Annotated in this window: 17 protein-coding genes and 1 pseudogene; 11 read left to right on the top strand and 7 right to left on the bottom strand. The window is 52.7% G+C overall.

What is annotated here, in order from left to right:
• The first annotated feature begins 392 nt into the window (after positions 1-392).
• Genes ACZ9DP_RS30140 through ACZ9DP_RS30125 form a run of 4 tightly spaced genes read left to right on the top strand, consistent with a single transcriptional unit; the run spans position 393 to position 4,746 of the window.
• Complete coding sequence (locus tag ACZ9DP_RS30140; RefSeq protein WP_476204473.1) at positions 393-1,595, top strand: SIR2 family NAD-dependent protein deacylase; 1,203 nt, start codon at positions 393-395, stop codon at positions 1,593-1,595.
• On the top strand, positions 1,588-3,492 hold the full coding sequence (locus ACZ9DP_RS30135; RefSeq protein WP_476204472.1) for an ATP-binding protein: 1,905 nt from the start codon (positions 1,588-1,590) through the stop codon (positions 3,490-3,492). Before ACZ9DP_RS30140 ends, ACZ9DP_RS30135 begins: the two co-directional genes overlap by 8 nt.
• Positions 3,493-3,711, top strand: a complete 219-nt coding sequence (locus tag ACZ9DP_RS30130; protein ID WP_476204471.1) for a KTSC domain-containing protein — start codon at positions 3,493-3,495, stop codon at positions 3,709-3,711.
• 3 nt (positions 3,712-3,714) lie between these two features.
• On the top strand, positions 3,715-4,746 hold the full coding sequence (locus tag ACZ9DP_RS30125; RefSeq protein ID WP_476204470.1) for a hypothetical protein: 1,032 nt from the start codon (positions 3,715-3,717) through the stop codon (positions 4,744-4,746).
• Positions 4,747-4,810: 64 nt separating this feature from the next.
• Here ACZ9DP_RS30125 and ACZ9DP_RS30120 read toward each other — a convergent pair whose 3' ends face one another.
• Positions 4,811-5,368: a DUF6998 domain-containing protein gene (locus ACZ9DP_RS30120; RefSeq protein ID WP_476204469.1), complete on the bottom strand. Its 558-nt coding sequence runs from the start codon at positions 5,366-5,368 to the stop codon at positions 4,811-4,813.
• A gap of 266 nt (positions 5,369-5,634) precedes the next feature.
• Between ACZ9DP_RS30120 and ACZ9DP_RS30115 the strand changes: the two are divergent.
• From ACZ9DP_RS30115 to ACZ9DP_RS30100, 4 genes and pseudogenes are all read left to right on the top strand, one after another.
• Positions 5,635-6,201 (top strand): annotated as a pseudogene (locus tag ACZ9DP_RS30115) (recombinase family protein); the annotation flags it as partial.
• 191 nt (positions 6,202-6,392) lie between these two features.
• Positions 6,393-7,154 (top strand): hypothetical protein, encoded by a 762-nt coding sequence (locus ACZ9DP_RS30110; protein WP_476204468.1) that lies wholly within the window; start codon positions 6,393-6,395, stop codon positions 7,152-7,154.
• 293 nt (positions 7,155-7,447) lie between these two features.
• Positions 7,448-7,714: a hypothetical protein gene (locus tag ACZ9DP_RS30105; protein ID WP_476204466.1), complete on the top strand. Its 267-nt coding sequence runs from the start codon at positions 7,448-7,450 to the stop codon at positions 7,712-7,714.
• A 292-nt stretch (positions 7,715-8,006) separates the two neighbouring features.
• Positions 8,007-8,792 carry a hypothetical protein gene (locus tag ACZ9DP_RS30100; RefSeq protein WP_476204464.1) on the top strand — a complete coding sequence of 262 codons (786 nt, stop codon included), beginning with the start codon at positions 8,007-8,009 and terminating at the stop codon, positions 8,790-8,792.
• Positions 8,793-8,882: 90 nt separating this feature from the next.
• On the opposite strand, the gene ACZ9DP_RS30095 is transcribed toward ACZ9DP_RS30100, so the two are convergent.
• A complete protein-coding gene (locus tag ACZ9DP_RS30095; RefSeq protein ID WP_476204462.1) occupies positions 8,883-10,178 on the bottom strand; it encodes a plasmid recombination protein in 1,296 nt (431 codons plus the stop codon).
• 479 nt (positions 10,179-10,657) lie between these two features.
• Here ACZ9DP_RS30095 and ACZ9DP_RS30090 point away from each other — a divergent pair, with 479 nt between their 5' ends.
• Positions 10,658-13,696 (top strand): N-6 DNA methylase, encoded by a 3,039-nt coding sequence (locus tag ACZ9DP_RS30090; protein ID WP_476204460.1) that lies wholly within the window; start codon positions 10,658-10,660, stop codon positions 13,694-13,696.
• 130 nt (positions 13,697-13,826) lie between these two features.
• Here the strand turns inward: ACZ9DP_RS30090 and ACZ9DP_RS30085 are convergent, their stop codons facing one another.
• Entirely contained in the window at positions 13,827-14,117 is a 291-nt protein-coding gene (locus ACZ9DP_RS30085) for a hypothetical protein (protein WP_476204459.1), read from the bottom strand.
• A gap of 212 nt (positions 14,118-14,329) precedes the next feature.
• Positions 14,330-15,355: a hypothetical protein gene (locus ACZ9DP_RS30080; protein ID WP_476204458.1), complete on the bottom strand. Its 1,026-nt coding sequence runs from the start codon at positions 15,353-15,355 to the stop codon at positions 14,330-14,332.
• Positions 15,356-16,656: 1,301 nt separating this feature from the next.
• Here ACZ9DP_RS30080 and ACZ9DP_RS30075 point away from each other — a divergent pair.
• Positions 16,657-17,088 carry a hypothetical protein gene (locus tag ACZ9DP_RS30075; RefSeq protein ID WP_476204457.1) on the top strand — a complete coding sequence of 144 codons (432 nt, stop codon included), beginning with the start codon at positions 16,657-16,659 and terminating at the stop codon, positions 17,086-17,088.
• Positions 17,089-17,561: 473 nt separating this feature from the next.
• On the opposite strand, the gene ACZ9DP_RS30070 is transcribed toward ACZ9DP_RS30075, so the two are convergent.
• The 3 genes from ACZ9DP_RS30070 to ACZ9DP_RS30060 form a co-directional block, all read right to left on the bottom strand.
• Positions 17,562-17,999 (bottom strand): hypothetical protein, encoded by a 438-nt coding sequence (locus ACZ9DP_RS30070; RefSeq protein ID WP_476204456.1) that lies wholly within the window; start codon positions 17,997-17,999, stop codon positions 17,562-17,564.
• 65 nt (positions 18,000-18,064) lie between these two features.
• A complete protein-coding gene (locus ACZ9DP_RS30065) occupies positions 18,065-18,463 on the bottom strand; it encodes a hypothetical protein (protein WP_476204455.1) in 399 nt (132 codons plus the stop codon).
• 488 nt (positions 18,464-18,951) lie between these two features.
• The gene (locus ACZ9DP_RS30060) at positions 18,952-19,245 is read right to left on the bottom strand and encodes a hypothetical protein (RefSeq protein ID WP_476204454.1); all 294 of its coding nucleotides are present in this window, start codon (positions 19,243-19,245) and stop codon (positions 18,952-18,954) included.
• A 1,146-nt stretch (positions 19,246-20,391) separates the two neighbouring features.
• Between ACZ9DP_RS30060 and ACZ9DP_RS30055 the strand changes: the two genes are divergently transcribed.
• Positions 20,392-20,634 (top strand): hypothetical protein, encoded by a 243-nt coding sequence (locus ACZ9DP_RS30055; protein ID WP_476204453.1) that lies wholly within the window; start codon positions 20,392-20,394, stop codon positions 20,632-20,634.
• The last annotated feature ends 219 nt before the right edge of the window (positions 20,635-20,853 follow it).

The following is a 20,853-nucleotide window of genomic DNA, read 5'->3' as shown; positions in this document are numbered from 1 at the left end:
GTAAGATTCTGATTTTTCATAGAAAAAATGAAACTTACCTCACTTCCCGAAGCTTTCCACCTAATGAAATACCTAACGAAACGTCCGCCGACATCAGCGACGTGCGGTGATGCCTACCGCCAAGCAGTTGACGCATGGCCACATTGGCCACTCCGATCCACATAAGGTCGGTCCTCCTTCTCCCTCTGGCGACATTTGAACCATGATCCGCGTGTGGCATCCGCACGGGTGCGGCATCCATCCCAGCTCCGTGCAGGAGCGGCCACAATCAGCGTTGGAAAACTTGAAATCGTTATTCGGAGTTGAGTGATTAACATTCATCCACAATAGCGTGCGTGCTAGAAAATTCTTCGATTCAGCAATGTGATTCTTCAGCAACCCAAAGGCATCGGATGACTACTCACGACGTTGTCAGGCAAATAAGCTATATTCAGCAAGCTCTCTCCCAAAACAGGAAGCATGTTGGCTTTTTTATTGGCGCTGGATGCCCTCTCTCGGTTCGAGTAAATCACCGTGAAGAGAACGGCAAATCTATTTCAGATGCATTGATCCCGGACGTTGTTGGTCTCACAGGGATTATTGCAACGAGGCTAAAAAGCCCGAATTCTGAAAAGCAGACAGCTTGGGATAAGGTTATCAATCTTGTCCAGGAGGATGGAGGAAACCACGAGAATATTGAACATATACTCACCCAGATCAGATTGCTGGCAAGCGTCGCCGGAAAAAGTTCAGTTAGGAACCTCAGTTCCGGCGAATTGTCAGACCTTGATGAAGAAATTTGCTCAATAATCTCCGAGGTCGTAGATAAGGAGCTGCCTGATCTAAAGACCCCATACCACAATCTCGCCATTTGGTCGCGCTCTATCAAGCGAGAGCAGCCCGTCCATATTTTCACAACCAATTACGATTTGCTACTTGAGCAGGCGCTTGAAGAGTCATCAGCGCCGTATTTTGACGGCTTTATCGGCACGCGGAGAGCTTTCTTCGATTTGGGAGCTGTCGAAAACGAAGGTGATCTTCCGCCGAGGTGGTCGCGTCTTTGGAAAATCCATGGCTCACTTAATTGGAAAATAGACAAGGCGAATAATGTTGTTAGGTCTGACCAATCTAGTGAGGGGCAGAAGCATCTAATCTATCCATCGCACTTAAAATACGATCAGAGCCGAAAGATGCCTTATCTAGCAATGCTGGACAGGCTCAAGGAATTCTTGCTCAGGCCTTCATCTATATTGTTCATGTCTGGCTACTCATTTGGCGACGAGCATATTAATGATGTGATTTGCCGGACATTGGCGTCCAACCCCACTGCGCATGTGTTCGCGCTCTTATTCGGCCAATTGGGCGACGATAAATACAGGCAAGCCAGAACATGTGGTCTTGGTACGCCGAACTTAAGCGTACTTGCTTTCGACAGCGCCATTATTGGGCGCATCTCAGGCGGATGGAAGTGCTCGGATGTACCTTTCTCGTTACCAGAGGGGATCATCGTCCCGCATGAAGAGGGGGAAACTTGTGAGTTGAAGCTCGGCGACTTCATGCAGTTTGGGAACTTGCTTCGCAATCTCACCGCCACAGGTGATGACAGCAATGGATAAACTAGCAAGTCAAGCCACTCTGCTGGGAACGGTGCAAGACGTCAGTGGAACGTCTGTGAGTGTTACCCTTCAAGGGAATCAGTTCTCTGGCCTAAGCTTCGTGAACGGGCAGGGATATCGAATTGGCCAAGTAGGAAGTTTCGTTAAAATCCCTGTCGGGTACATTGAGCTTTTCGGAATTGTTTCTCAGGTTGGTGCAAGTGCGGTTCCTGAAAACATGTCCGTTGAAATGCCGAATGGATACCGATGGATAAAAGTTCAGTTGATCGGAGAGGGGTACAAGGGGGGAAGGTTTCAACGCGGCATCTCTCAGTACCCCACCATAGAAGATGAGGTCCACCTCGTATCCGAGGATGATCTCGCCAGCATCTATGGTAGAAAAGCGGAGCAGCATCACCTCGTAAAGGTGGGCCATATTGCTGGAAGCGAATCTATTGACGCATTAGTGGACATCAACAAGCTCGTTACTCGACATTCGGCGATTGTCGGCACGACTGGATCAGGAAAGTCCACCACGGTGGCAGGGCTTTTGCACGCTTTGTCGGAAACCACACGTTTCCCATCCGCTCGAATAGTGGTTCTCGATATTCACGGGGAATACGCAAAGGCCCTGGGTGATCGTGCAAACATATACAGAGTCAATCCTGACCCTCGAAATGCCAACGAGCGCCCACTGCAAATCCCATTCTGGGCGATGAGTTTTGAAGAGCTAATAGGCATCACGTTCGGCAATCTACCAGCCGACGGAAAAGCCAAGAATGTGATACTGGAGAAAGTAATCCAGCTCAAAGCCGAGACACTTCAAAAATACCCGCAGACCGGCATCAGCCTTGACAACCTCAGCGTGGATAGCCCGATCCCATTTTCTTTGAATCGTCTCTGGTACGAACTCTATTGCCTAGAGTTTGGCACATATTTTTCGGATAACGGAAAACTTCCTACCCCCGCCAATTGGGCATACGAGAAAAATGCAGGCGGTGAAAACATAGTTGGAGACCCGGATAAGGGCATTCCTCCCAAGTTCCGAAAGCCAAAATCTGTCAAGGATGATCCCGAAAAGATCAACTGGTTGCCCGATGTCCTAAACATTCGAGCACAACTCGACAGCTTAGGCGCGAAGCTCCGAATTTCTCGATTTGATTTTGTGCTCAGGCCCGGACGGTGGCGACCAAAGGAAGATGGTGAGGTTGAGGGCGATCTTGCTGAGTTAATGCAAGGTTGGCTGGGTAGCGGTAGGCCCGTGACGGTCCTTGATCTTTCCGGGGTACCAACCACGTTGATGAACGACATCATCGGCATTCTGCTTCGAGTCCTCTACGACGCGCTTTTCTGGGCGCGGAACCTATCGCAAGGCGGGAGGGAGCGGCCGCTACTAATTGTGATGGAAGAGGCCCATACATATTTGAACAACGATTTTCACGGCGCAGCTTCGTCAATCGTCCAGCGAATCGTGAAGGAGGGCAGAAAATACGGAATTGGCGCAATGATTGTTAGTCAGCGGCCATCTGAGATAAACCCAACCATTCTCTCCCAGTGCGGTACGTTCTTCGCTTTGAGGCTCAGCAATGCCACGGATCGATCCCATATCACCGGGGCGTTGACCGACAACCTGGAGGGATTGACAAACATGCTTCCAATATTGAGAACCGGCGAGGCCATCATATTGGGTGAAGCTGTGGGCCTACCGATGCGTACGCTGATCCAGGCTCCGCCCAAAGATCAACGCCCCGACAGCCAAGACCCAATTGTTTGTGATGATCTAGCTCCGGACTTATCGATGATACCAGGAGGCTGGAACATTCCTATGGAACAGAACCCAAATTATGAGGAGTTTGCCCTCGTCTGGAGGCAACAGAATCCTCGTCTATCCCGACAAACAGCAGAGGATGAGCAATAGATGGCTTGGCATACCTATTCGCAGTTTGAATCGTCCAACATTAAGGAAATTAAATACGATGACGCCTTTTCGACCTTGGAGATTACGTTCAACAACGGCGGCGTCTATCAATATTACGACGTTCCTCTCCACGTAAGCCAAGAATTCGAAAATGCCGCCTCTAAAGGGCAATACCTGGCTGTCCACATCAAGGGTGCCTACCGGTACAGCAAAGTTTAAAAGATGGCGATTGTTACATTAAATCAGCAGACGAAAAGACTTCAAATAAGCGGATTTGAAGCTGACAATCAGATACTTTTCAATTTCTTTGACGGGATGGCTGCCTCTGAGCGCGATGACAAGTTCTATCGAGCTTTGTACATTGGCGTTCTCGCCCTCATGGAAGATAGAATTTCCGCATTTTTGTCGAAGACATCAAATGAACTGGGAACAGAGCTTGAGAGTCTTAAGGTAATTTTCGAAATGAAGAAGGAGTTATTCTACAAGTCGGCGGTCAAGGGCAATCTTGCGGAAGAGGAGATTGCTGAATATTTGGCGGCGTTCCTTGCGGAGCAGCGATTGCCTGACAAGGTCGTACTCACCGGCAACGCTGCGGGCAATCTGCATAAAAACAAGACTGGCGATATCGTATCTTATGTAGATGGCAGCGATGGGGTCAGAATAGCGATAGAATGCAAATTTGATAAAGGCGTTCGCCTCGGAGATATCCAGTCAAAGGACGTATTCATCAAGAAAACCGATACGGCATGGAGTCAATTGATTGAGGCTCAGGCGAATCGAGATGCAAAGGTCAGCATAATTGTTTTTGATGCATCCCTTGTGGATGGCAGCGTACTGAATTCTGTTCAGGATGTCAGATATATTCCAGCTGTCGGGTTTGTAGCAATAATTGACTCGCTTAAGGGAGATTATAAAAACCTTACTATCGCCTATATGCTGGCGCGGGATATCGCGGCAAATTCTAAGAATATCGAGTTTGATAGAGAGATCATGTCCATAATTATGAACAGGATCATCAAGGACATAAATGACGCTTTGAGTATTAAGGGGCTAGTTATGTCAAATATCGACAACTGTAAAAAGATTCTCATGCAACTAGATAAAAGCATGTTGTCGATGGAATTCAATCAAAGGTACATGGCTAAGTTCCTAAAGGATGGTTCATTCACAAAAGAGGACCTTCTTGACTTTTATTCTGGTGAGGATGTCAGGGACAGATTCCGAATGCTGGAGAAAGAAATAAAGGCCATTTAGGCGGCCCATTTTCTACAGACCGATTTCTGCGGTTTTCTGTCTTCAACGGCATCAATGACTGCGCTCACGACTTGTCGAGATGGTCCAGAATGCTGCTCGAAATGATCCGTAGTCGTTCACCAGTTGCAGGGGACAGAACGGTGGCTGCATTCTTTCGGGGGATAGGTTTACCTGGACTACATTGCTTTAGAGCAGTGAAGGAAACGGTTCGCTTATTGTCCCGCTTTGATCTTTTCGTGCGCCACTTTGGTGGCAGCTTGCCGTTGTAGATTTCCTGATATGTCCCGTCGGGTTCGATCTTTAGGACCAGAAGGGTCTCCGCTTTGCCGCGAAAGCCGACGCGTTCCGTGTGCATACACGCTTTTATCTGAACTGACCGGCCGAACGGATCAGTCGCATCATGATCCTTGTTACCGGTAGAAGCACCAACCAGATCATAGTCCTTAAGTGCTAGATACTCTCCATAAGCGCCCAGTAGGTTGCCCAAGCCATTCCAATCCATCTTTTCCTTCAGACAGCGTAGGCGGTTCTGTATCGCAAATATTTCGATCATACATTGCTCGACGGTATCGTCTTGTGGAGCACTGGACTTTTCATGCTGGACGGCGACGGCATTGTCCATGAAGTTCACCTGCGTCTTCGTTGATATAGCCCTTAGGTAGCGCGTCAATAGTTACCAAATACGATACCGGGAGACGCGCGATTTGGTCCGTTGGAGTATGCTTCAGCGGACATCTACATCGTTGCCAATAGTGGCGGCCGAAAGGGTTGTTCCTTGCATTCGGACATTCGATTATCCGGACATGATCCAAACGGACGGTCGGAGGCTCCATGTCCACTATTCTCTATGCTCGCGTTTCTACGACAGAGCAAAATCTTGATCATTAATTGATTCAGGCCCAGGCGGCCGGGTTCGAGATTGACGAAGTTATCGCCGATAACGGCGTTTCTGGTGTCGGCACCAGCCTCGCCGAACGCCCACAGGGAAAGCGGCTTTTTGATAAGCTGCGTGCCGGTGACACGCTCGTGGTCCGCTGGATTGATCGGCTCGGGCGGAACTATGGAGACGCGACCGGCACTATCCAAGATTTCCTACATCGCGGTGTCCTTGTGAGAACAGTCATCAACAACATGACGTTCGACGGGGCAACTACAGACCCAATGCAGCGGGCAGTGCGTGATAGTTTAATATCGTTTATGGCCGCCATGGCGCAGGCGCAAGCTGAGGTCACGAAAGAAGCACAGAAGGCCGGGATTGCGGCCGCAAGACGTGATGGTGAGAAATATCGAGGCAAGAAGCCGAGCTATAGCCGCGTTGTGTTTGACCTGGTCCGAGGCATGTTGAGTGCTGGTGCCGGAGCATCAGCAATTGCGAAGGCAACTGAGCTGTCCAGGCAAACGATCCTACGGATCAAGGTCGATCCGACGGGAGCCGAAGCAGCGCTTACGCGATGGGCTCTGAAATCCAGGCAAGCCTCTCAATATGAGTCGGGATTTGCAATGAAGGGGATTTTCCCCTCCGCTGACGCCATTATGGCGGGCTTTGATCGCTCAATCAGGTATGCGCGACGTCCAGCGAGATTAGATTGTGCTTCTTTCTTGCGTCGATCCCTCCCACCATTTGGATTTGGATCACGGAGGTCGCTATGAAGCCGAACGCAGCGCAAATCAGAAAAGAAGAAGACCGCAAACGCCGCCGAGCCGACGAGCGCTTTCGGCGATGGATCGAAGACCTACACCGCCGCCAGATGAACGCAGAGCGCGAGCGCCGCCGCCGATGGCTGCTCATGCTCCTGCTTTGGGTGCTGGAATCCATACCAATGCGGATGTTTTTCACACCATTCGATTCCATCCCGGCCCCGAAGTCGCCGCCCACAACGCCAAGGCGGAAGAGAAGGGCGCGTGACGAGACGGGACAACGTCCTGCGTTTGACCACGACGAGCACATCTTCTGGGATTATTCGACACGTACCGGCGAGCACCATTTACACGTAATGGATGGGCTCACGTACGAAGACATCATCGAGCTTCGCCGGGTACATCAGCCGTACCAGCAGACGCGAAAACCGCAACCAATAGCTGGAATGCCCCAGCGCTATGCCGACGAGCCTCCGCATGTCTGGACGTTGCTTTTCCACCTCCAATACGATTTCTTACGTCCCGATGCTATTTCCGCGTTGAAACTGCTTGTCGACCCAGCGGCATATAATTGGATCGACGCGTGCGCAGCCACCGATGAAGGATGGAAAGAGCTGCGCAAGTGCAGGGCAAAAACACCAGAAATCACGATAGCTGAATTTCCAAGGGCGGCCGCAAGGTGGCAGGCTGCGGCTGTTCGAGAGGCGGAGGAGCGGCTACAGCGGCACGTTATCAAGCCTGATGAGGACGAAGGCAATATGAAGATGTGATCTGGAAGCACTCACTGGTTGCATCCGCGCTCAAGGAAATACAACAATAAAATCACCTTTGGTGACACCATATTAAAACGCATCAATTTAAGTGATAAGTCAGCGCAAAGCCCTGCGTCATCGGCTTCGCCAAGGAAATAGTAAAAAAATACCGACCAAGGAAATTCGGTCAATATTTCTATGAAATATTGTCAGAAAACAAGGAAATATGCAATAAAATCAACAATTGCATTCAAATAAGTGCATTTTTATACTTATGAGTACGTCGTATATAGCCATTGCTCGAAACGACAATGGAAACATACATGAATATCAAATTTGAATGGCTTGAAGATCAGTCGTGCTATCCTATGGATAACGCCATGCTCTCTTATGAGCGCATCTTAAGAGATGCTTGGGACCGTTACGTATGGTTGATCGACATCGGAGGCGAAGCGGATCGGCGTCCGCATAGATCGCTGACTGGGGTTGCCTACTCGGAGAAGGCCGCGATCCGCGACAGCCAGCGCACATTCCGCCTTCTGGTCGACGCTCGTAGGCGAATTCGGATCGTCAAATGACCGATCTCTTGAACCCCAGAAAATTACCTTTATTTCTGGGAGGTGGCATCTAAGTTCGGAGTAAAAACGATGCGATTGATAGTACATGAGGCCTCATAGCAGGTCGTCGACCGTATAGGCTCGCGGTTATAGCGCAAGACGCGCGGTCAAAATTTCCATAACCTTAGACGAAACCAATGATCGCGTAGATACGGCAGTATCACCGATCATAACGGGAAAGACGTACTTATGAAAAGGAAAGTCGATAATACCATTTATTATCATCCCAGTACTGCTGCGGGGGTGCGCAACGATGGCTAAAACAGCGAAGTTTGTCCTTGCCGCGCATTACCGCCAGCTGCCCGCCTCCGCCGCATTTGTTCAGCGTCAGGAGGCAATCGGCGACTATCTGAGACAAAGGCAGGTCGCGTTTGATTCAGACCCGGACCGCGAAAAATCGCCCGACCTTCCGCTTCGACTGCTTGTTCTGGCGATGATCACAGGGATGACCTTTGAACGGCTCCAGTCGACGCTTGGTATGCCGATGTCAACGATAAAGGCGGCGTGCCGTCGCCATGGCATTGATCTCTCAAATCCGAGTTGGATGGCCAAGGACGATAATGCACCAGAAATGCCCGCACCCGGTGTTGCAGTTGACACCCCTTCCATCAAAACCGATCAGAAAGAGGAACGTCCAATGACGTCTAAAACTAAACCCCGTATCAGTGCGGAGAGCCGAAAGGTCCAAATTCTCACTGCGATTGATTGCCATAAAGAGCAGTATGGCAGGATGCCGTCGATTGGTCAGGTCGCAGCTCTAACAGACTTCGCCTGGGCGACTGTGCAAAAATATTGGCCAGCCGACTCTCAAGCGGAAGAGGCGTCTCCCGAGCCGTTTCTCGCTCAAAGGGCTGCTGAACCTGATCCTGAGGATTCCGGGTCTTCTGGGGCCATTATCGAGCTGGCCGCTACGCCGTTGAGCAGCCAAGCCATGGTAGAGGGTGCCATCAAAGCAGCGGATGGCATGTGGAGGTGTGACGCACTGAGGAAGGTCGGAAGCCGATGGGTGCCGCAGCTTCATGCATGGCGAGTCGGCTAAGAAAACGGCCATGGAGAGAGTCGTCCCCATGGGGCGGCTTCGCTCCCACCGATGGCGAACGCGGCCATCTGCGTTGACGGAGGTGGTCCACTACAGCTGTTTTCGGGCCTGCAAGCTATTTGGTTTACCTGCCGAAGGTCGCAGTTCCCATGTCATGGAAGAGCCCGTCGAAAACTCCTGCCGCCGATCTGGCGGCAACATAGATAGTACACGATCCCGTTCCAGAACTGCCAGCAGTGCCGCATTACGCGCTGCTTCGGCATCACGGGTGGCTTCATTGGCTTTCCGTTCTGCTTCGTGTCGACGCTGTTGCTCTTCCTTCATTTTCTCCTGCACGGATCGCGCAAAGGCATTTGCTCGCTCGATTTCGCCGGAGAGTTCATGTCGGATTTTTGCGGCAATTTTTGATTTTCGGAAACCGTCCCAAAGGGCGCGGAGACGAGCGCTCCAACCGCTATAACGCTTGGCATCGGACAGCATGGCGCTCGCTTGCTCTTGCTCCTGTCTGGCACGATCCTGGGCAGCAATGGCGGCGGCAGTGACCTGCTTCGCTTCCTCGATTTTCCGGGTGGCTTCGGCCTGCATCGCAGCAGCCTTTTCCATCGTGCGGTCGACGAAGGCTTCACTATCGGCCTTGATCTTCCGTGCCCGCTGGATGGTCTTTTGAAGGGCCTTGGCTTGTGCCTGTTCGCGCTGCCATTCGTCGCGAGAAAGGCGGCGACGTTGAGGACCAAGGCGCGTGAGCCCGCAGGGAACCGCGACTGCCTCATGGTAGCTATCTTGCCATCGTCTCATCGCGGCCTTGTATTCGGCGTCAGCACGCTTTCCGAGGGCTTTCTGATCTTCGCCGTCATTGGGACCGGCATTCAAAATCGCCCGTTTGGCGACGACCCCCGGATGATACTTCTGAGCTTTCAATGAGGCATCGGAAACTGGAACGACGTACGCATGGATGTGCCAATGCGACTCGTCTTCGTGCCTTACGACGGATCGCAAATCGTCGCCATATAGCGCTTTCAACCACAAAATTGTTGAATGTTCCCAATGCACGACTTCCGATTTTTTGACACCAGTCGGATCGCTTTCCACCTCTTTGACCGTATAAGGATGACTGGCAATAACAGTGTAAAGTGTCTTCTGATCGGCGCGGATTTTTCTCGCTTTGCCGCCTTTGACCTCGACCATGGCCGATGCGGCGGCGGAATCGTGCAGGTCGCGAACGTCATCAACGCCGATCCCATAAACCACGACCGGCGGCGCGGGATTTGGCACATGGACCGAGGCTCCCGGTTTTCGGGACGCCTCATTAAAAATGAAATCCGTGCTCCTGCCATTCGGGTCGGCTTTTCGCGAGTACGATTCCATGTGCGCGAACTGGTAGCCCATACTTTGATCTCCTCCATCGTCGGAGGATCACAGCGGGAATTGCAAGCGACCAGGCGGACGCAAGAAACCTTATCTCCGCTGCCGTCGATTGGCGCGTGGATGTAGAGTTGCCTATCCCGCCGAGGGTCGAAACTGGAAATTGTGATGGTGGGGTTCGATGTTCGCCAAAGTATCGCACAGCTCGAAAGTGCCACAAGCAGCCGCTGGACGAATCAGTTTAACAGTCGGAACCGGCCCGGTGCAGATGCTCGATGTGCCAAAAGAACTAGCTCATGTATCTGACCCGACGCCGTCATCCCAATCCCTCTCATCGGGCCTGCAAAGCCCACCCTCCAGGCTATCCTCAGCGAATAGGTCGTCGCACCATAGGCCTGTCGGGATAAGATGAGTTGATATTGGGGCTGAACGACGGATAAGACTCCTGGGTGAAATTGTGATCCTCCGCGAATCGGAAGAGTTGCATTTAATAGGGGCGGGCATTGCTAGAAATTTTCCACAGGATAGCTAGGCGTAACGATAAGCGGACGGAGTCCGAGATACAGGCTGACGTTCGCCAGTTCATTTTGAGCGCCCCGCTCAATCTGGATGAAGACGACGTCAAGATTGTCTCGCTTGAATCGCAGACCGGAGACCGCAGGCGCATCGATGTCGAGGTTGGTTCGACGGTCATCGAGATCAAGCGCGATCTTCGAAGGGGAAAGGTCAAAGCCGACGCCATCGAACAGCTAGCTGGCTACGTGGAACTGCGGATGAACCAGACTGGCCTTCGCTATGTAGGCTTGTTGACTGACGGCACGGAATGGCTCTGCTATGACCTCGTTGAAGGCAAGTTGCGAGAGGTATCGACGATCACGGTCGAGCCGTCAGCAGCGGGCATGGAGAGGTTCACTGTCTGGCTGGAAGGCGTGCTCGCCACCGCGCAGAACATCGCCCCAACAGCTCGCAATATAGAGATGAGGCTGGGCTCGGGGAGCAGCTCTTACCAGTTGGATTGGGCGACGATGTCGTCGCTTTACGAGCAGAACAAGGATAACCCGACTGTCCAAATGAAACGGACACTGTGGTCACGGCTTCTAACATCCGCTCTCGGTACTGCATTTGAAGACACGGACAAGCTTTTCGTTGAACATACGCTCCTCGTCAATACGGCTGAGACCATCGCTCATGCGGTCCTGGGCCTTCCCATACAATCCCTGAATCCCGCTGCACTTTTGGCAGGGGATAAGTTTGATGAAAGCGGTATTCACGGAGTGGTCGAGTCGGACTTCTTTGATTGGGTCGTCGAGATCGAGGGGGGAGATGTTTTCGTTAGAACGCTAGCAAAACGCCTTGCGCGGTTTGACTGGAGCAAAGTTGAACAGGATGTACTGAAGGTGCTCTACGAGAGCGTCATCGGAACCGAAACCAGACAGCGTCTCGGCGAGTATTACACTCCGGACTGGCTCGCCGACATTGTCGTCCAAGAAACTGTGGTCGACCCCCTTCATTCCCGAGTGTTGGACGCGGCGTGTGGCTCGGGAACCTTTCTCTTCCATGCGATCCGAACATATATCGCTGCGGCCGAGGCAAAAGGCATGCCTGTGGGACAGCTGATTGATGGAGTAACGGAGCACGTTATCGGCATGGACCTCCATCCGGTGGCCGTTACCCTTGCCCGTGTCACCTACTTGCTGGCCATAGGCAGGCACAGGTTGGTCGATCCTGATCGAGGGACCATTCGCATCCCGGTCTATCTTGGCGACAGTCTTCAATGGCAGGAACAAAACACCGATCTGTGGGCTGCCGGGAATCTAACTATCCGGACGGATGATAAGAAGGACTTATTCGGCAACGAACTATCCTTCCCTGATGCGCTTTTGGACAACGCCTCACGGTTCGACGAACTCGTCAGTGAGATGGCCAACAAGGCGTCAACACGCAAGCCGGGATCGGCGTTGCCGTCACTGAATGCAGTTTTTCAGCGCCTTGCCATTCCCGACAAATTTAAGCCCACGATTGAGGCGACGTTCAAAACCATGTGCCGACTGCATGACGAGGGTCGAGACCACATCTGGGGCTACTACATCAGAAATCTTGCCCGACCGCTCTGGTTGTCGCGCCCCAAGAACCGAGTCGATGTTCTGATCGGGAACCCTCCGTGGCTTGCCTACCGCAAAATGACGTCAGATATGCAGGCCACTTTCCGCGCGATGAGTGAGGCGCGGGGACTGTGGGCTGGCGGTGAACTCTCGACCCATCAAGATTTGTCTGGATTGTTCGCTGTCAGGGCCTGCGAGCTTTACTTGAAGGTCAAGGGAAGGTTCGGACTGGTGTTGCCAAACGCCGCCATCGACCGGGAGCACTATTCGGGTTTCCGTAGCGGCTACTACGGCGACGGTTCCGGCAATGCTGCCATCGCGTTTGATCCGTCATGGGATTTGCGGCGTATTCGGCCGCACTTCTTTCCGCGAGCTGCGTCCGTGGTGTTTGGGATGCGCGAGGAACACACTCGCGAGACAAGGGAGGGCGAAGGTACATGGGCCGGACGTAAGATGCCGCTGACGGCGGAAATCTGGAGCGGCAGACTTTCAGAGCCAAATATACCTTGGACGGAAGCCAGCAAGAGCCTGAGCCGAATGCCGGGGCAGGTCAAACTGGTTGGACAGCTAACGAAATCACCATACGATCCAGCCTTTACTCAAGGTGCCATTTTCGCACCGAGGGTAGTTTTTGTGGTCGCCGAGCAGCCTTCGACCTCGCTAGGTGTCCCGGCGGGTCGGAAGTTAATACGCTCCTCTCGAAGCGTACAGGAGAAGAAACCCTGGAAGCAGTTATCTGATCTCACTGGGGTCGTCGAAACTGAATTCATTCGCCCATTCTACAGTGGAGACAACGCTTACGCGTACAGGTTAGGGGAAGCGCAAATGGTCGTGGTCCCCTGTGGCAAAAGCGGGGTCCTGCAGCGGTCTCAGATTGAACTACATCCAGGCCTTAGCCAGTGGTGGAATCGGGCCGAAGCGCTGTGGATGGAACATCGATCCAGTGAACGTCTGACCCTAATGGAACAATTGAACTTTCAGTCGAAGTTATCCAATCAGTTCGCAATCCCGCCGCTGCGAATTGTTTACAATGCCGCTGGTATGCATCTCATGGCCGCGAAGGTGAAAGATAGCAGGGCTGTGATCGCAAGCGGTCTGTATTGGGCTTCCATAGAAACAGAGGAGGAGGCCGACTACTTATGCGCTGTTATGAATGCACCTGTTACGACCGACGCCGTGCGGCCGCTCATGTCCTACAGCAAGGATGAACGGCACATACACAAGCATGTTTGGGAAGTGCCTATACCGAGATATAATCCGGGTAATCCCACACATCGCCGACTCAGCGAACTCGGAAAGCTCGCGGAAGAAATTGTTGCGGCATTCCCCGTCGATTCCAATCTACATTTCGCGGCTACGCGGCGGCATATTCGGGAACATCTCGAAGCGACCAGGGAGGGTCAGGAGATCAACGAACTTGTGATTGAACTTCTGGGGTAGCTGGCGCTTCGGCAATCGTATGGGGCCATGAAAATCGCTCCTCACCTTTTTCTCCGTTCCGCATGATCAGGACGGGCGGCCGCTTTGGGCGGTGGAGGAACGCTCGTCCGGATAGCTGAGAGCAAAGCCATCATAGTTTTACCCTGCGACCTTTTTTCTTCTTTGGATCATACGCATCGAAAAGGAAATCGATACCTTGGACGAACGATGCGACAAGTTGCACTCGGCTTAGAAATTGATCGTCCGTCATGTGTTCGTGACCGCCGTTGTGGTCTGACCGATCCTGCGACACGGCGGCATACGATTCATTATCTTCCCAGATCACCGCGTGCCATGACGTCGGCAGTCGGATGACTTTGAGCAGCGCTTTGGCTGGCATTCCCTGATTTATGATCGTAATTGGTCTCTTGTATTCTTTCATCGCTTCGCTCCCGACAGGACGGTGTTCCTTAAATGTTGGGAGCAAAAGCCATCGGCGGAAAGGAAAAGGAGCCGTCGGCAAAAGCTGTAGTGACCGACTATTGCTTACTTCGTAAACATCGGCCATTCCATGGAGGCTCTACCGAGGGACGACTTCATCGAGAGCCTTCCGGCAGACCCCTCCATGACCGGGGAGGTCACAAACGCAGATGGCTACGCCGCCTTCTGCCTCTGCGCCATGTGTTCGATGATCGAGAGGATCGCAGCCAAGTCCGAATCCACCGGAGCGGGACGCTCGACCATCGACAACACAGCACCGGCATCGAGGCGCGGCTCATCGGGATTGTCGCGAGCGATGCGTTCAACGACATCTCCGATATGCCGCTGCATTCCGGCCTCGTGCCGGTGCTTTCGCACATCGTTCGCGGCTTGCTTCAACAGGGCATCGGCCTTGCTCAATGTCTGTTGCTCCTCCTGCTCACGTTCGCGTTTGGCTTTCTCTTCTTCCCGACGCCGTTCGATTTCCATCGATTCCGCCTCGGTCTGCTCGACAGCGCCCGCAAATCCTGCTTCGCCGCCATATTCCACGCGCCACAGGAAGGTTGAGGCCAGACCATGGCGCATCCAGCGCGACCAGATCGGCGCTTCCACACGACCGACAACATCGTCATATTCGTGATATAGCTGCTCGGCCTCTTCGTCCGTGTCGTCTGCCGCAAGCTCGATCCCTAGCTTTTTGGCAAGCGAGGCCGACACGACGCAAGAACGAGTGCCGGGCATGACCGCCTCGTATTCTTTCCAGCGGGCGAACATGCGTTTGTCGCCGTCCGCCGCAATTGCGATATCCCAAGGCGTCAGCGAGGTTTCAGCCTTGGTCTCGTCTTTGTGTCCGCCGCTGACTTCCCAAGCCATCGACCCCTTGGATGTGTAGTCACTGGCGTCGGCGGCATCGTGTGCGACACGGACCTTGCAACCATGTTTGTCAGAAACCTTGCCGCCAGAGGCGCGAATTTTCTCCTTGTAGGCGTCTGCCAGCCAGTCGCCAGCCGCTTGCACGCGCTTGGCGACCATCTTCCGAAGCTTGTCAGCATCGCCGTCCGCGACGGTAATCTCGCCCGCCGTAGGGCCGTCGACAAGGACGGAAAGGTGCTGATGGTAATGCCACCCATTCTCCCGGCTATAAGTCACCTCTTGCCCGCATATTACGCCCAGGATTTTGTAGAGGTCCGTTGCTTCCACCCACTGCCGACCTTTCCGAGCTTTGCTTGACGCGGTCTGCACGAGGTCTTTAACGAAAGCGAGCGACATATCCTTCGAGTGAGAGGCGGTCAGGACGACAAGTGCGGACATTCCGCCCCGATTGAACGTCGCATCAGCCGCAGCCTGTACGCGCTCTGCTCGTTTCAACGCTTTTGCAGGAGCGCAGGTTGGGCAGAGCCATGGACTGCCGCAACGGTAAATTCCGGAGACACCGGCGCGAAGCTCGCCAGTCTGTTCTCCATATCGCAGGTGGATATTAACGTGCGTTGAGCCTTCCCCGGGCCGCCCGCAACCGCAAACAGCCGGTCCACGCTCTTGCTTATCTTCGGGCCTACAAAGCTTCTGGATTTTCGACAATAAGGCCCATCGGCTGACCGTTGACGATCCTTTGAAGGAATTGGTTTCTGCTTCAGGGAGCGTAGAACCTCCGTTCCCGCTGCGCGGAACCGTAGCTCCTCCACTCCGAACCTCCGTTCCCGCTGCGCGGAACCGTAGCTCCTCCACTCCCAAGGGCCGCCCCTTCGGGCGACCTCTGCGCGGCCTTAGGCCTTGCGATTTCGGCGTCCATCTGCGTGGAAACGGCAGCGCGAACGGCCCGCTCACCATCCGAATTCAGATCGATGGCAGGCGCGTTTGCTGGATCGTCAAAAAGTAGTTTGAAGGGGGTTTTACTATTCGCCTTGTCACTACCTGAAGGCGAGAAATGTTGACATTTTTTTGTTAGAGTAGGGCGTTGGTCGTCGGCTGGGATATGTCCCAGCGCCGGGGTCACTCAGTCGTCAATGGGAGCTTTACAATAGACATGATATCGTTCATCATTTTCTAACAATGATCTAAAAGACGCCGGAGGGGTTCCAGCCCCGAAGATGGCGTCTTTTTTAATGGTCAGAGGAAACGGAATCGGCGTCAACCGCCAATCCGATTCTCACAAGCGGTTATCGACCCACATAGCGACGGCTTCAAACGCGGATAGGGCGTATTGCGCAGCATTATTCGTGCTGATCGTAGCGGAAGGGCCTCCATTGGTGCCGTTGACTGCTTTGGACAGGGAAGGGCTCTTGCAGGGCGGGTACGCTCATGGGCCCCCTGCTTGCTAAAAACCTTTATCTGTTGCGCTACCATTTGATACGATTTTACAACTTTTCAGTGCCAGAGGATCGGAGACGACGTGTCAGATCGGGAAACTAAAACAAAAACATTCGGCCTAAAAACTCCGTACGATCTCTATAAGAAATTGCTCTTCGATATCGAGCGTCTACGATCAAGTGTGGCTTCTGCGAATGTCCGATATGCTGCTTTTGATTGCGCTGTCACAGCCAGCCATATCGTTGATTGGGTGCTGCATTTCAGCCGACGCCAGCCATTTCCGCTTAACGGGTAAAAATCGGCTCAACGCGAAGGGAAAGCCGGAACGGGATATCATTAAGGGATTTGGCGACACGAACGAGGATCGACTTCCCGCGCTGGAATATTGTCGCCAGATCGCCAACAGCGTGAAACATGTCGAAGTGACTCGTGGGAAACCGATGCCAAACATGTCAACAGGCGCGACTGTTCGATTAAAGCCGAAAGCCGCCGCATACGCTTACGTTATCTACAACGATGTCAAATCGCCCGTTATCGAGGTCTTTGAAGAGATGGCTGCTCAGTGGAAAGAGTTTCTTATTGAGGAAGGCCTTTTCAATCCGGATAATGAACCGCCCGATGAGTAGTCGGCAGGCCATCTAATGGCCCGATTCACTCGCTTAATCCCGACCGTTGTTGGTCTTCTCTTCAATCCGCGATTTCAGATCACCTGCGTATTCGATTGCCTTGCGCTTGCTTCGGATTGCTGTTGCCGCACCGTCCACAATCGCCCTGTCGAACAGTCTGAAAATCGATTTCCGAAACACAGCGATCAAGACTATCGGAACGATGATTACTGCTGCTAGCACGCCATAATCGATCAATTGCTGTTTTTGTGCGCGTTCGACTGAGAATGCATCCTAGACCTTGTCTATACAGTTCTTGTAGCGAGCAGACGCGTTCCAGGCTTCCGAGGGCGTTAGGCCTTCTTTCTTAGCGGCGTCTTCATAGAAACCACAGTTGATCCGTAGGTCAGCCTTGCTAGGGAGGTGCCCGCTTTGTATTCCAAGCCAATTACTCATCAATATCCCCGGTGATAAGGCCAGCAGCCATCGTAATGCTAGTGCTTGATTGAGTAATTTTGCCCATCCGGCTCGTGATCAATTCGGAAGCGTTGCGCGAAGACTCTTTCAGACAAGCATACAAACATAAAGTGAGTTGGTAGCCATCTTTCGCCTTCTTGCACGTTCGCCCACATCATGTTGATGCCTCCGTAGTGGGAGCGTATTTTCATTATGTAGTCGTGATTTCCCCATCCAGTGTCCCACTGATATGCGAGCCAATAAGGAGACCGAGTGCCGTATCTAATAATGGCATCAATGACCTCGCGGTATTGATTACGCCATTCTTCCGGTGTTTCCGGCGCAAATACAGTCAGCTCGTCGGTATCGTTCTCTAGGAGATAAATGGAATGCCCCGGCGCAGGTTGTGTTTCCCAACCCGCGTAAACCCGATCAAGTGCTTCTCTCGCATCTAACCGTCGTAAAAAATCGTGCATGAATGGTTCCGCGACTGCGTTATACTACGCGGAAATCAAGCATATCTCTGTAGCTGCTACAATCGCTATTCGGCGGCGTCTATTTCTTCCGCATCGATCAGCTGCCCCTCGATCACCATCGGCTGATCCGGCGTCGTCAGCGCTTTTGGCCGCGTTGTGTGCGTCCGTCGCGTTGAGAAGCGCTGACCAATCATGCTTGTGGGCAAACATCGACATCGACGCTCTGCTTTGGTGCTCCCCATGCACGGTTCCAAAACGGCAACCGCCGCATTAACTCGGCTCGTCTCGTTCTTGCCGCGCAGTGCGACGTCAACAAGCACCTCTAGCATTGGGATTGTGTAAGCCTTTGCCGCTTCTTTCACGTCGGGATGGACTGGTGTGCGGCCTTTCGGATTGCCTGTCTCGCCCGGTTGAAACTGAGCGGCTTTTTGCGCTGGCGTGCGTTCCTTCTTCTCTTTTCTCATTGTGCACCTTCACCTGGCACGATTTTGCCACCAACGTTTCGGACGATCCACTTGCCGTAGCGGGTATCTGAATCCTGCCAACGGCATCCTCAGGATCGAACAAATCTTCAAGCAAACGATTATTTGCGGCGGCCGACATCTCCAAACCTCTCCCATCGCCTTCGATGGTCGTGGCAACGAGATATCGGCGAATGACTTTGTAATAGAGAGAGCCATTGTATGCGGAAAGACGACGAGTTAGTCCTCCCGACCACCAGTCGTCTATGTACTCGGGCGAACCGCGATACCATCCGCTTTCCGTGTCGATGGAGATCAAAACGATTGCCCAACTTGGATAGTCAGGTGAGGTATGGGCCTCATAATAGAGGGGCGACTTTCCTCGCCCTTCCCAGTCAATGGCCAAGCCGAAGCGTGAACCCGGCGCGTGCCACAGATCATTGATTACTATCGCTTCAGCTTTCCTGCTGAGCGAACGGAGGTTGGGGATTTCAAGCATTGCCCGCTCCACGCCAACGAGAGAGCAGCACTCTCGCTAGCACCAGATCACGCAAAGGTTTTACCAGCTCCTCGCCCTCGCACGTCCTGCGATGAATTTCCGTGTATTCTTCGTCGGAAAGAGTAGTCGCTCCCGAGGCGTTGAAGTCCTGCCAAAACTTTGAAAGCCACTCCTTGTGTGGCATCAAGTCCGCGATGTGCTTCTCGATCAAGTCTTGCGCTTTCCGGTCGTCTTCAGTGTGACAGGGAAGCTGGCGGGTCATTCGGAGCGTTTCTTGGAGGTTCATATTTTATTCCTTTGATGAACAGGGAGATCAAAGGGCGCAATTAAGCGCCCTCCGAGAGCTTGCGAACGCAAGGGAGGGGGATCACCGACAACGATGATCAGAAGCCTTCGATGAATCGAAGGCAGAGCCGCTTATTCGGCGGCAGACCCCGGTAAACCGGGCGCTATTCAAACGGGAAACATATTGTCCCAGTTTTCGACTCCCGGCGGACCGGGAGCTATTCGAGCCGCCTTTGCGGCGGTGCAATATCGCAGATCATATTCAGAGCCGTCGTCGCGACGGTTCAAATGAATCCCGAACCCCGAAGGGCCGGGTAATCCTTCTTTCCGCTTATTAGCCGCCGAAGCGGCTAATAAGCGGCTGCGGACCTATAGACATCATGTCTGCCGCAATCCCTCGCAGGGAAACAAAAAGGCGAGCCACGCTGAAAAGCCATCCTCTCGGACGTTCTCTTCCAATCCCTCAAAGGGAAACAGAACATCCCTGCGCTTGCAGGGTAGACGTGGCATTCACCTACCAGCTTCAGGTTTCCCCTGGGCTGATGCGATAAAGATGAGGCAAGTCCCGGCATCGTTCAAGCGGGATTTTGAAAATTTAATATCGTGTTCATGTTATCGTTCGCGGAAAATGTCAACATTATCTGGCAAAATTAGAACCTAGTTCTATAAATCGGCCAAATACTGATAATTTCATTTCCGGATACTTGAGGCGCATATGGCAAATTAAAGTTTCTGCAAGAGCATCGGAAAACTATAATTTTTCATCGATTATTTTTCGCAGTCTTCTTTGAAGAAATTACACTCATTGGCGCTGGCCTAGTCCCGACCAGGGCAGGTGCGGGGCTTTGCCCTCCTTCTGTCCTGCTCGGATTGCGGTAGGATTAGGTCGCTTCGTCGCGTCAAGAAAAATAGACACGACCGTGTCGCTTCGCTCCCGCACTACTCGCGTCGATTTTTCCTGACCCGCCTACCGCTCCGCTTGCTTGCAACCAAGGCCAACGATCCCTCCCAAGATCATTAAAATCCAACCAAATCTGTTTACTGATACCATTCCATATGCGGCATCATTTCCACCGCAAGGATTCTCAAGAATCCGCATTTCTGCTATAAAATCCTCAATGAAATCAAAGAGAAATGAGGATTTTCAATGCGCCAGACGATCACGAAAATTAGGGGTTTGACGGTTAATATCGAAGTTATTGAAGTCCAGCAGCAGGACGCAAACGGCTCCCTGATTTGCTACGTCGCATCCATCTACGTTCAACGGCACGGAAGCAAAGAGAAAAAGCTCGTCCGCAAGTCCCGGCTCCCCGGAACTGCTGCGCAACTGAGGCTCGAAATTCAGCGAGAGGGAATCCAGGCGTTCGACCGGATCAAGGCAATCTCTTGAAAAACGCTGCACTCGCGCTTTAAGTAAGGTGGTCACTGGGAAAGGTGACATGGATGACAGACGAAGAATACGAACAATTTCAGAAGGAAGTCGCGGCAACGATTGCGGAGACCGAGCGCCTTTCTCAAGCCCGCGAAGAAACAATAGCAGAAGCCTTGCGATTGGATGCGGCTATCACCGAGGCATGCCGCCTTCTTGAGGTTTTCAATCCCGCCTCGG

It is taken from the genome of Rhizobium sp. USDA 4016 (assembly GCF_056279705.1).
Note: the sequence above shows the minus strand (reverse complement) of the source record. Positions and strands in the feature narration are given on the sequence as shown.

What these genes read in the sequence shown, in the direction of transcription:
- ACZ9DP_RS30100 (WP_476204464.1), top strand. Translation starts at nt 8,007, where the DNA reads ATGGCTAAAACAGCGAAGTTTGTCCTTGCCGCGCATTACCGCCAGCTG.
- ACZ9DP_RS30055 (WP_476204453.1), top strand. Translation starts at nt 20,392, where the DNA reads ATGCGCCAGACGATCACGAAAATTAGGGGTTTGACGGTTAATATCGAA.
- ACZ9DP_RS30095 (WP_476204462.1), bottom strand. Translation starts at nt 10,178, where the DNA reads ATGGGCTACCAGTTCGCGCACATGGAATCGTACTCGCGAAAAGCCGAC.
- ACZ9DP_RS30105 (WP_476204466.1), top strand. Translation starts at nt 7,448, where the DNA reads ATGGAAACATACATGAATATCAAATTTGAATGGCTTGAAGATCAGTCG.
- ACZ9DP_RS30065 (WP_476204455.1), bottom strand. Translation starts at nt 18,463, where the DNA reads ATGAGAAAAGAGAAGAAGGAACGCACGCCAGCGCAAAAAGCCGCTCAG.
- ACZ9DP_RS30060 (WP_476204454.1), bottom strand. Translation starts at nt 19,245, where the DNA reads ATGAACCTCCAAGAAACGCTCCGAATGACCCGCCAGCTTCCCTGTCAC.
- ACZ9DP_RS30130 (WP_476204471.1), top strand. Translation starts at nt 3,493, where the DNA reads ATGGCTTGGCATACCTATTCGCAGTTTGAATCGTCCAACATTAAGGAA.
- ACZ9DP_RS30075 (WP_476204457.1), top strand. Translation starts at nt 16,657, where the DNA reads ATGTCCGATATGCTGCTTTTGATTGCGCTGTCACAGCCAGCCATATCG.
- ACZ9DP_RS30140 (WP_476204473.1), top strand. Translation starts at nt 393, where the DNA reads ATGACTACTCACGACGTTGTCAGGCAAATAAGCTATATTCAGCAAGCT.
- ACZ9DP_RS30120 (WP_476204469.1), bottom strand. Translation starts at nt 5,368, where the DNA reads ATGGACAATGCCGTCGCCGTCCAGCATGAAAAGTCCAGTGCTCCACAA.
- ACZ9DP_RS30085 (WP_476204459.1), bottom strand. Translation starts at nt 14,117, where the DNA reads ATGAAAGAATACAAGAGACCAATTACGATCATAAATCAGGGAATGCCA.
- ACZ9DP_RS30125 (WP_476204470.1), top strand. Translation starts at nt 3,715, where the DNA reads ATGGCGATTGTTACATTAAATCAGCAGACGAAAAGACTTCAAATAAGC.
- ACZ9DP_RS30135 (WP_476204472.1), top strand. Translation starts at nt 1,588, where the DNA reads ATGGATAAACTAGCAAGTCAAGCCACTCTGCTGGGAACGGTGCAAGAC.
- ACZ9DP_RS30110 (WP_476204468.1), top strand. Translation starts at nt 6,393, where the DNA reads ATGAAGCCGAACGCAGCGCAAATCAGAAAAGAAGAAGACCGCAAACGC.
- ACZ9DP_RS30070 (WP_476204456.1), bottom strand. Translation starts at nt 17,999, where the DNA reads ATGCACGATTTTTTACGACGGTTAGATGCGAGAGAAGCACTTGATCGG.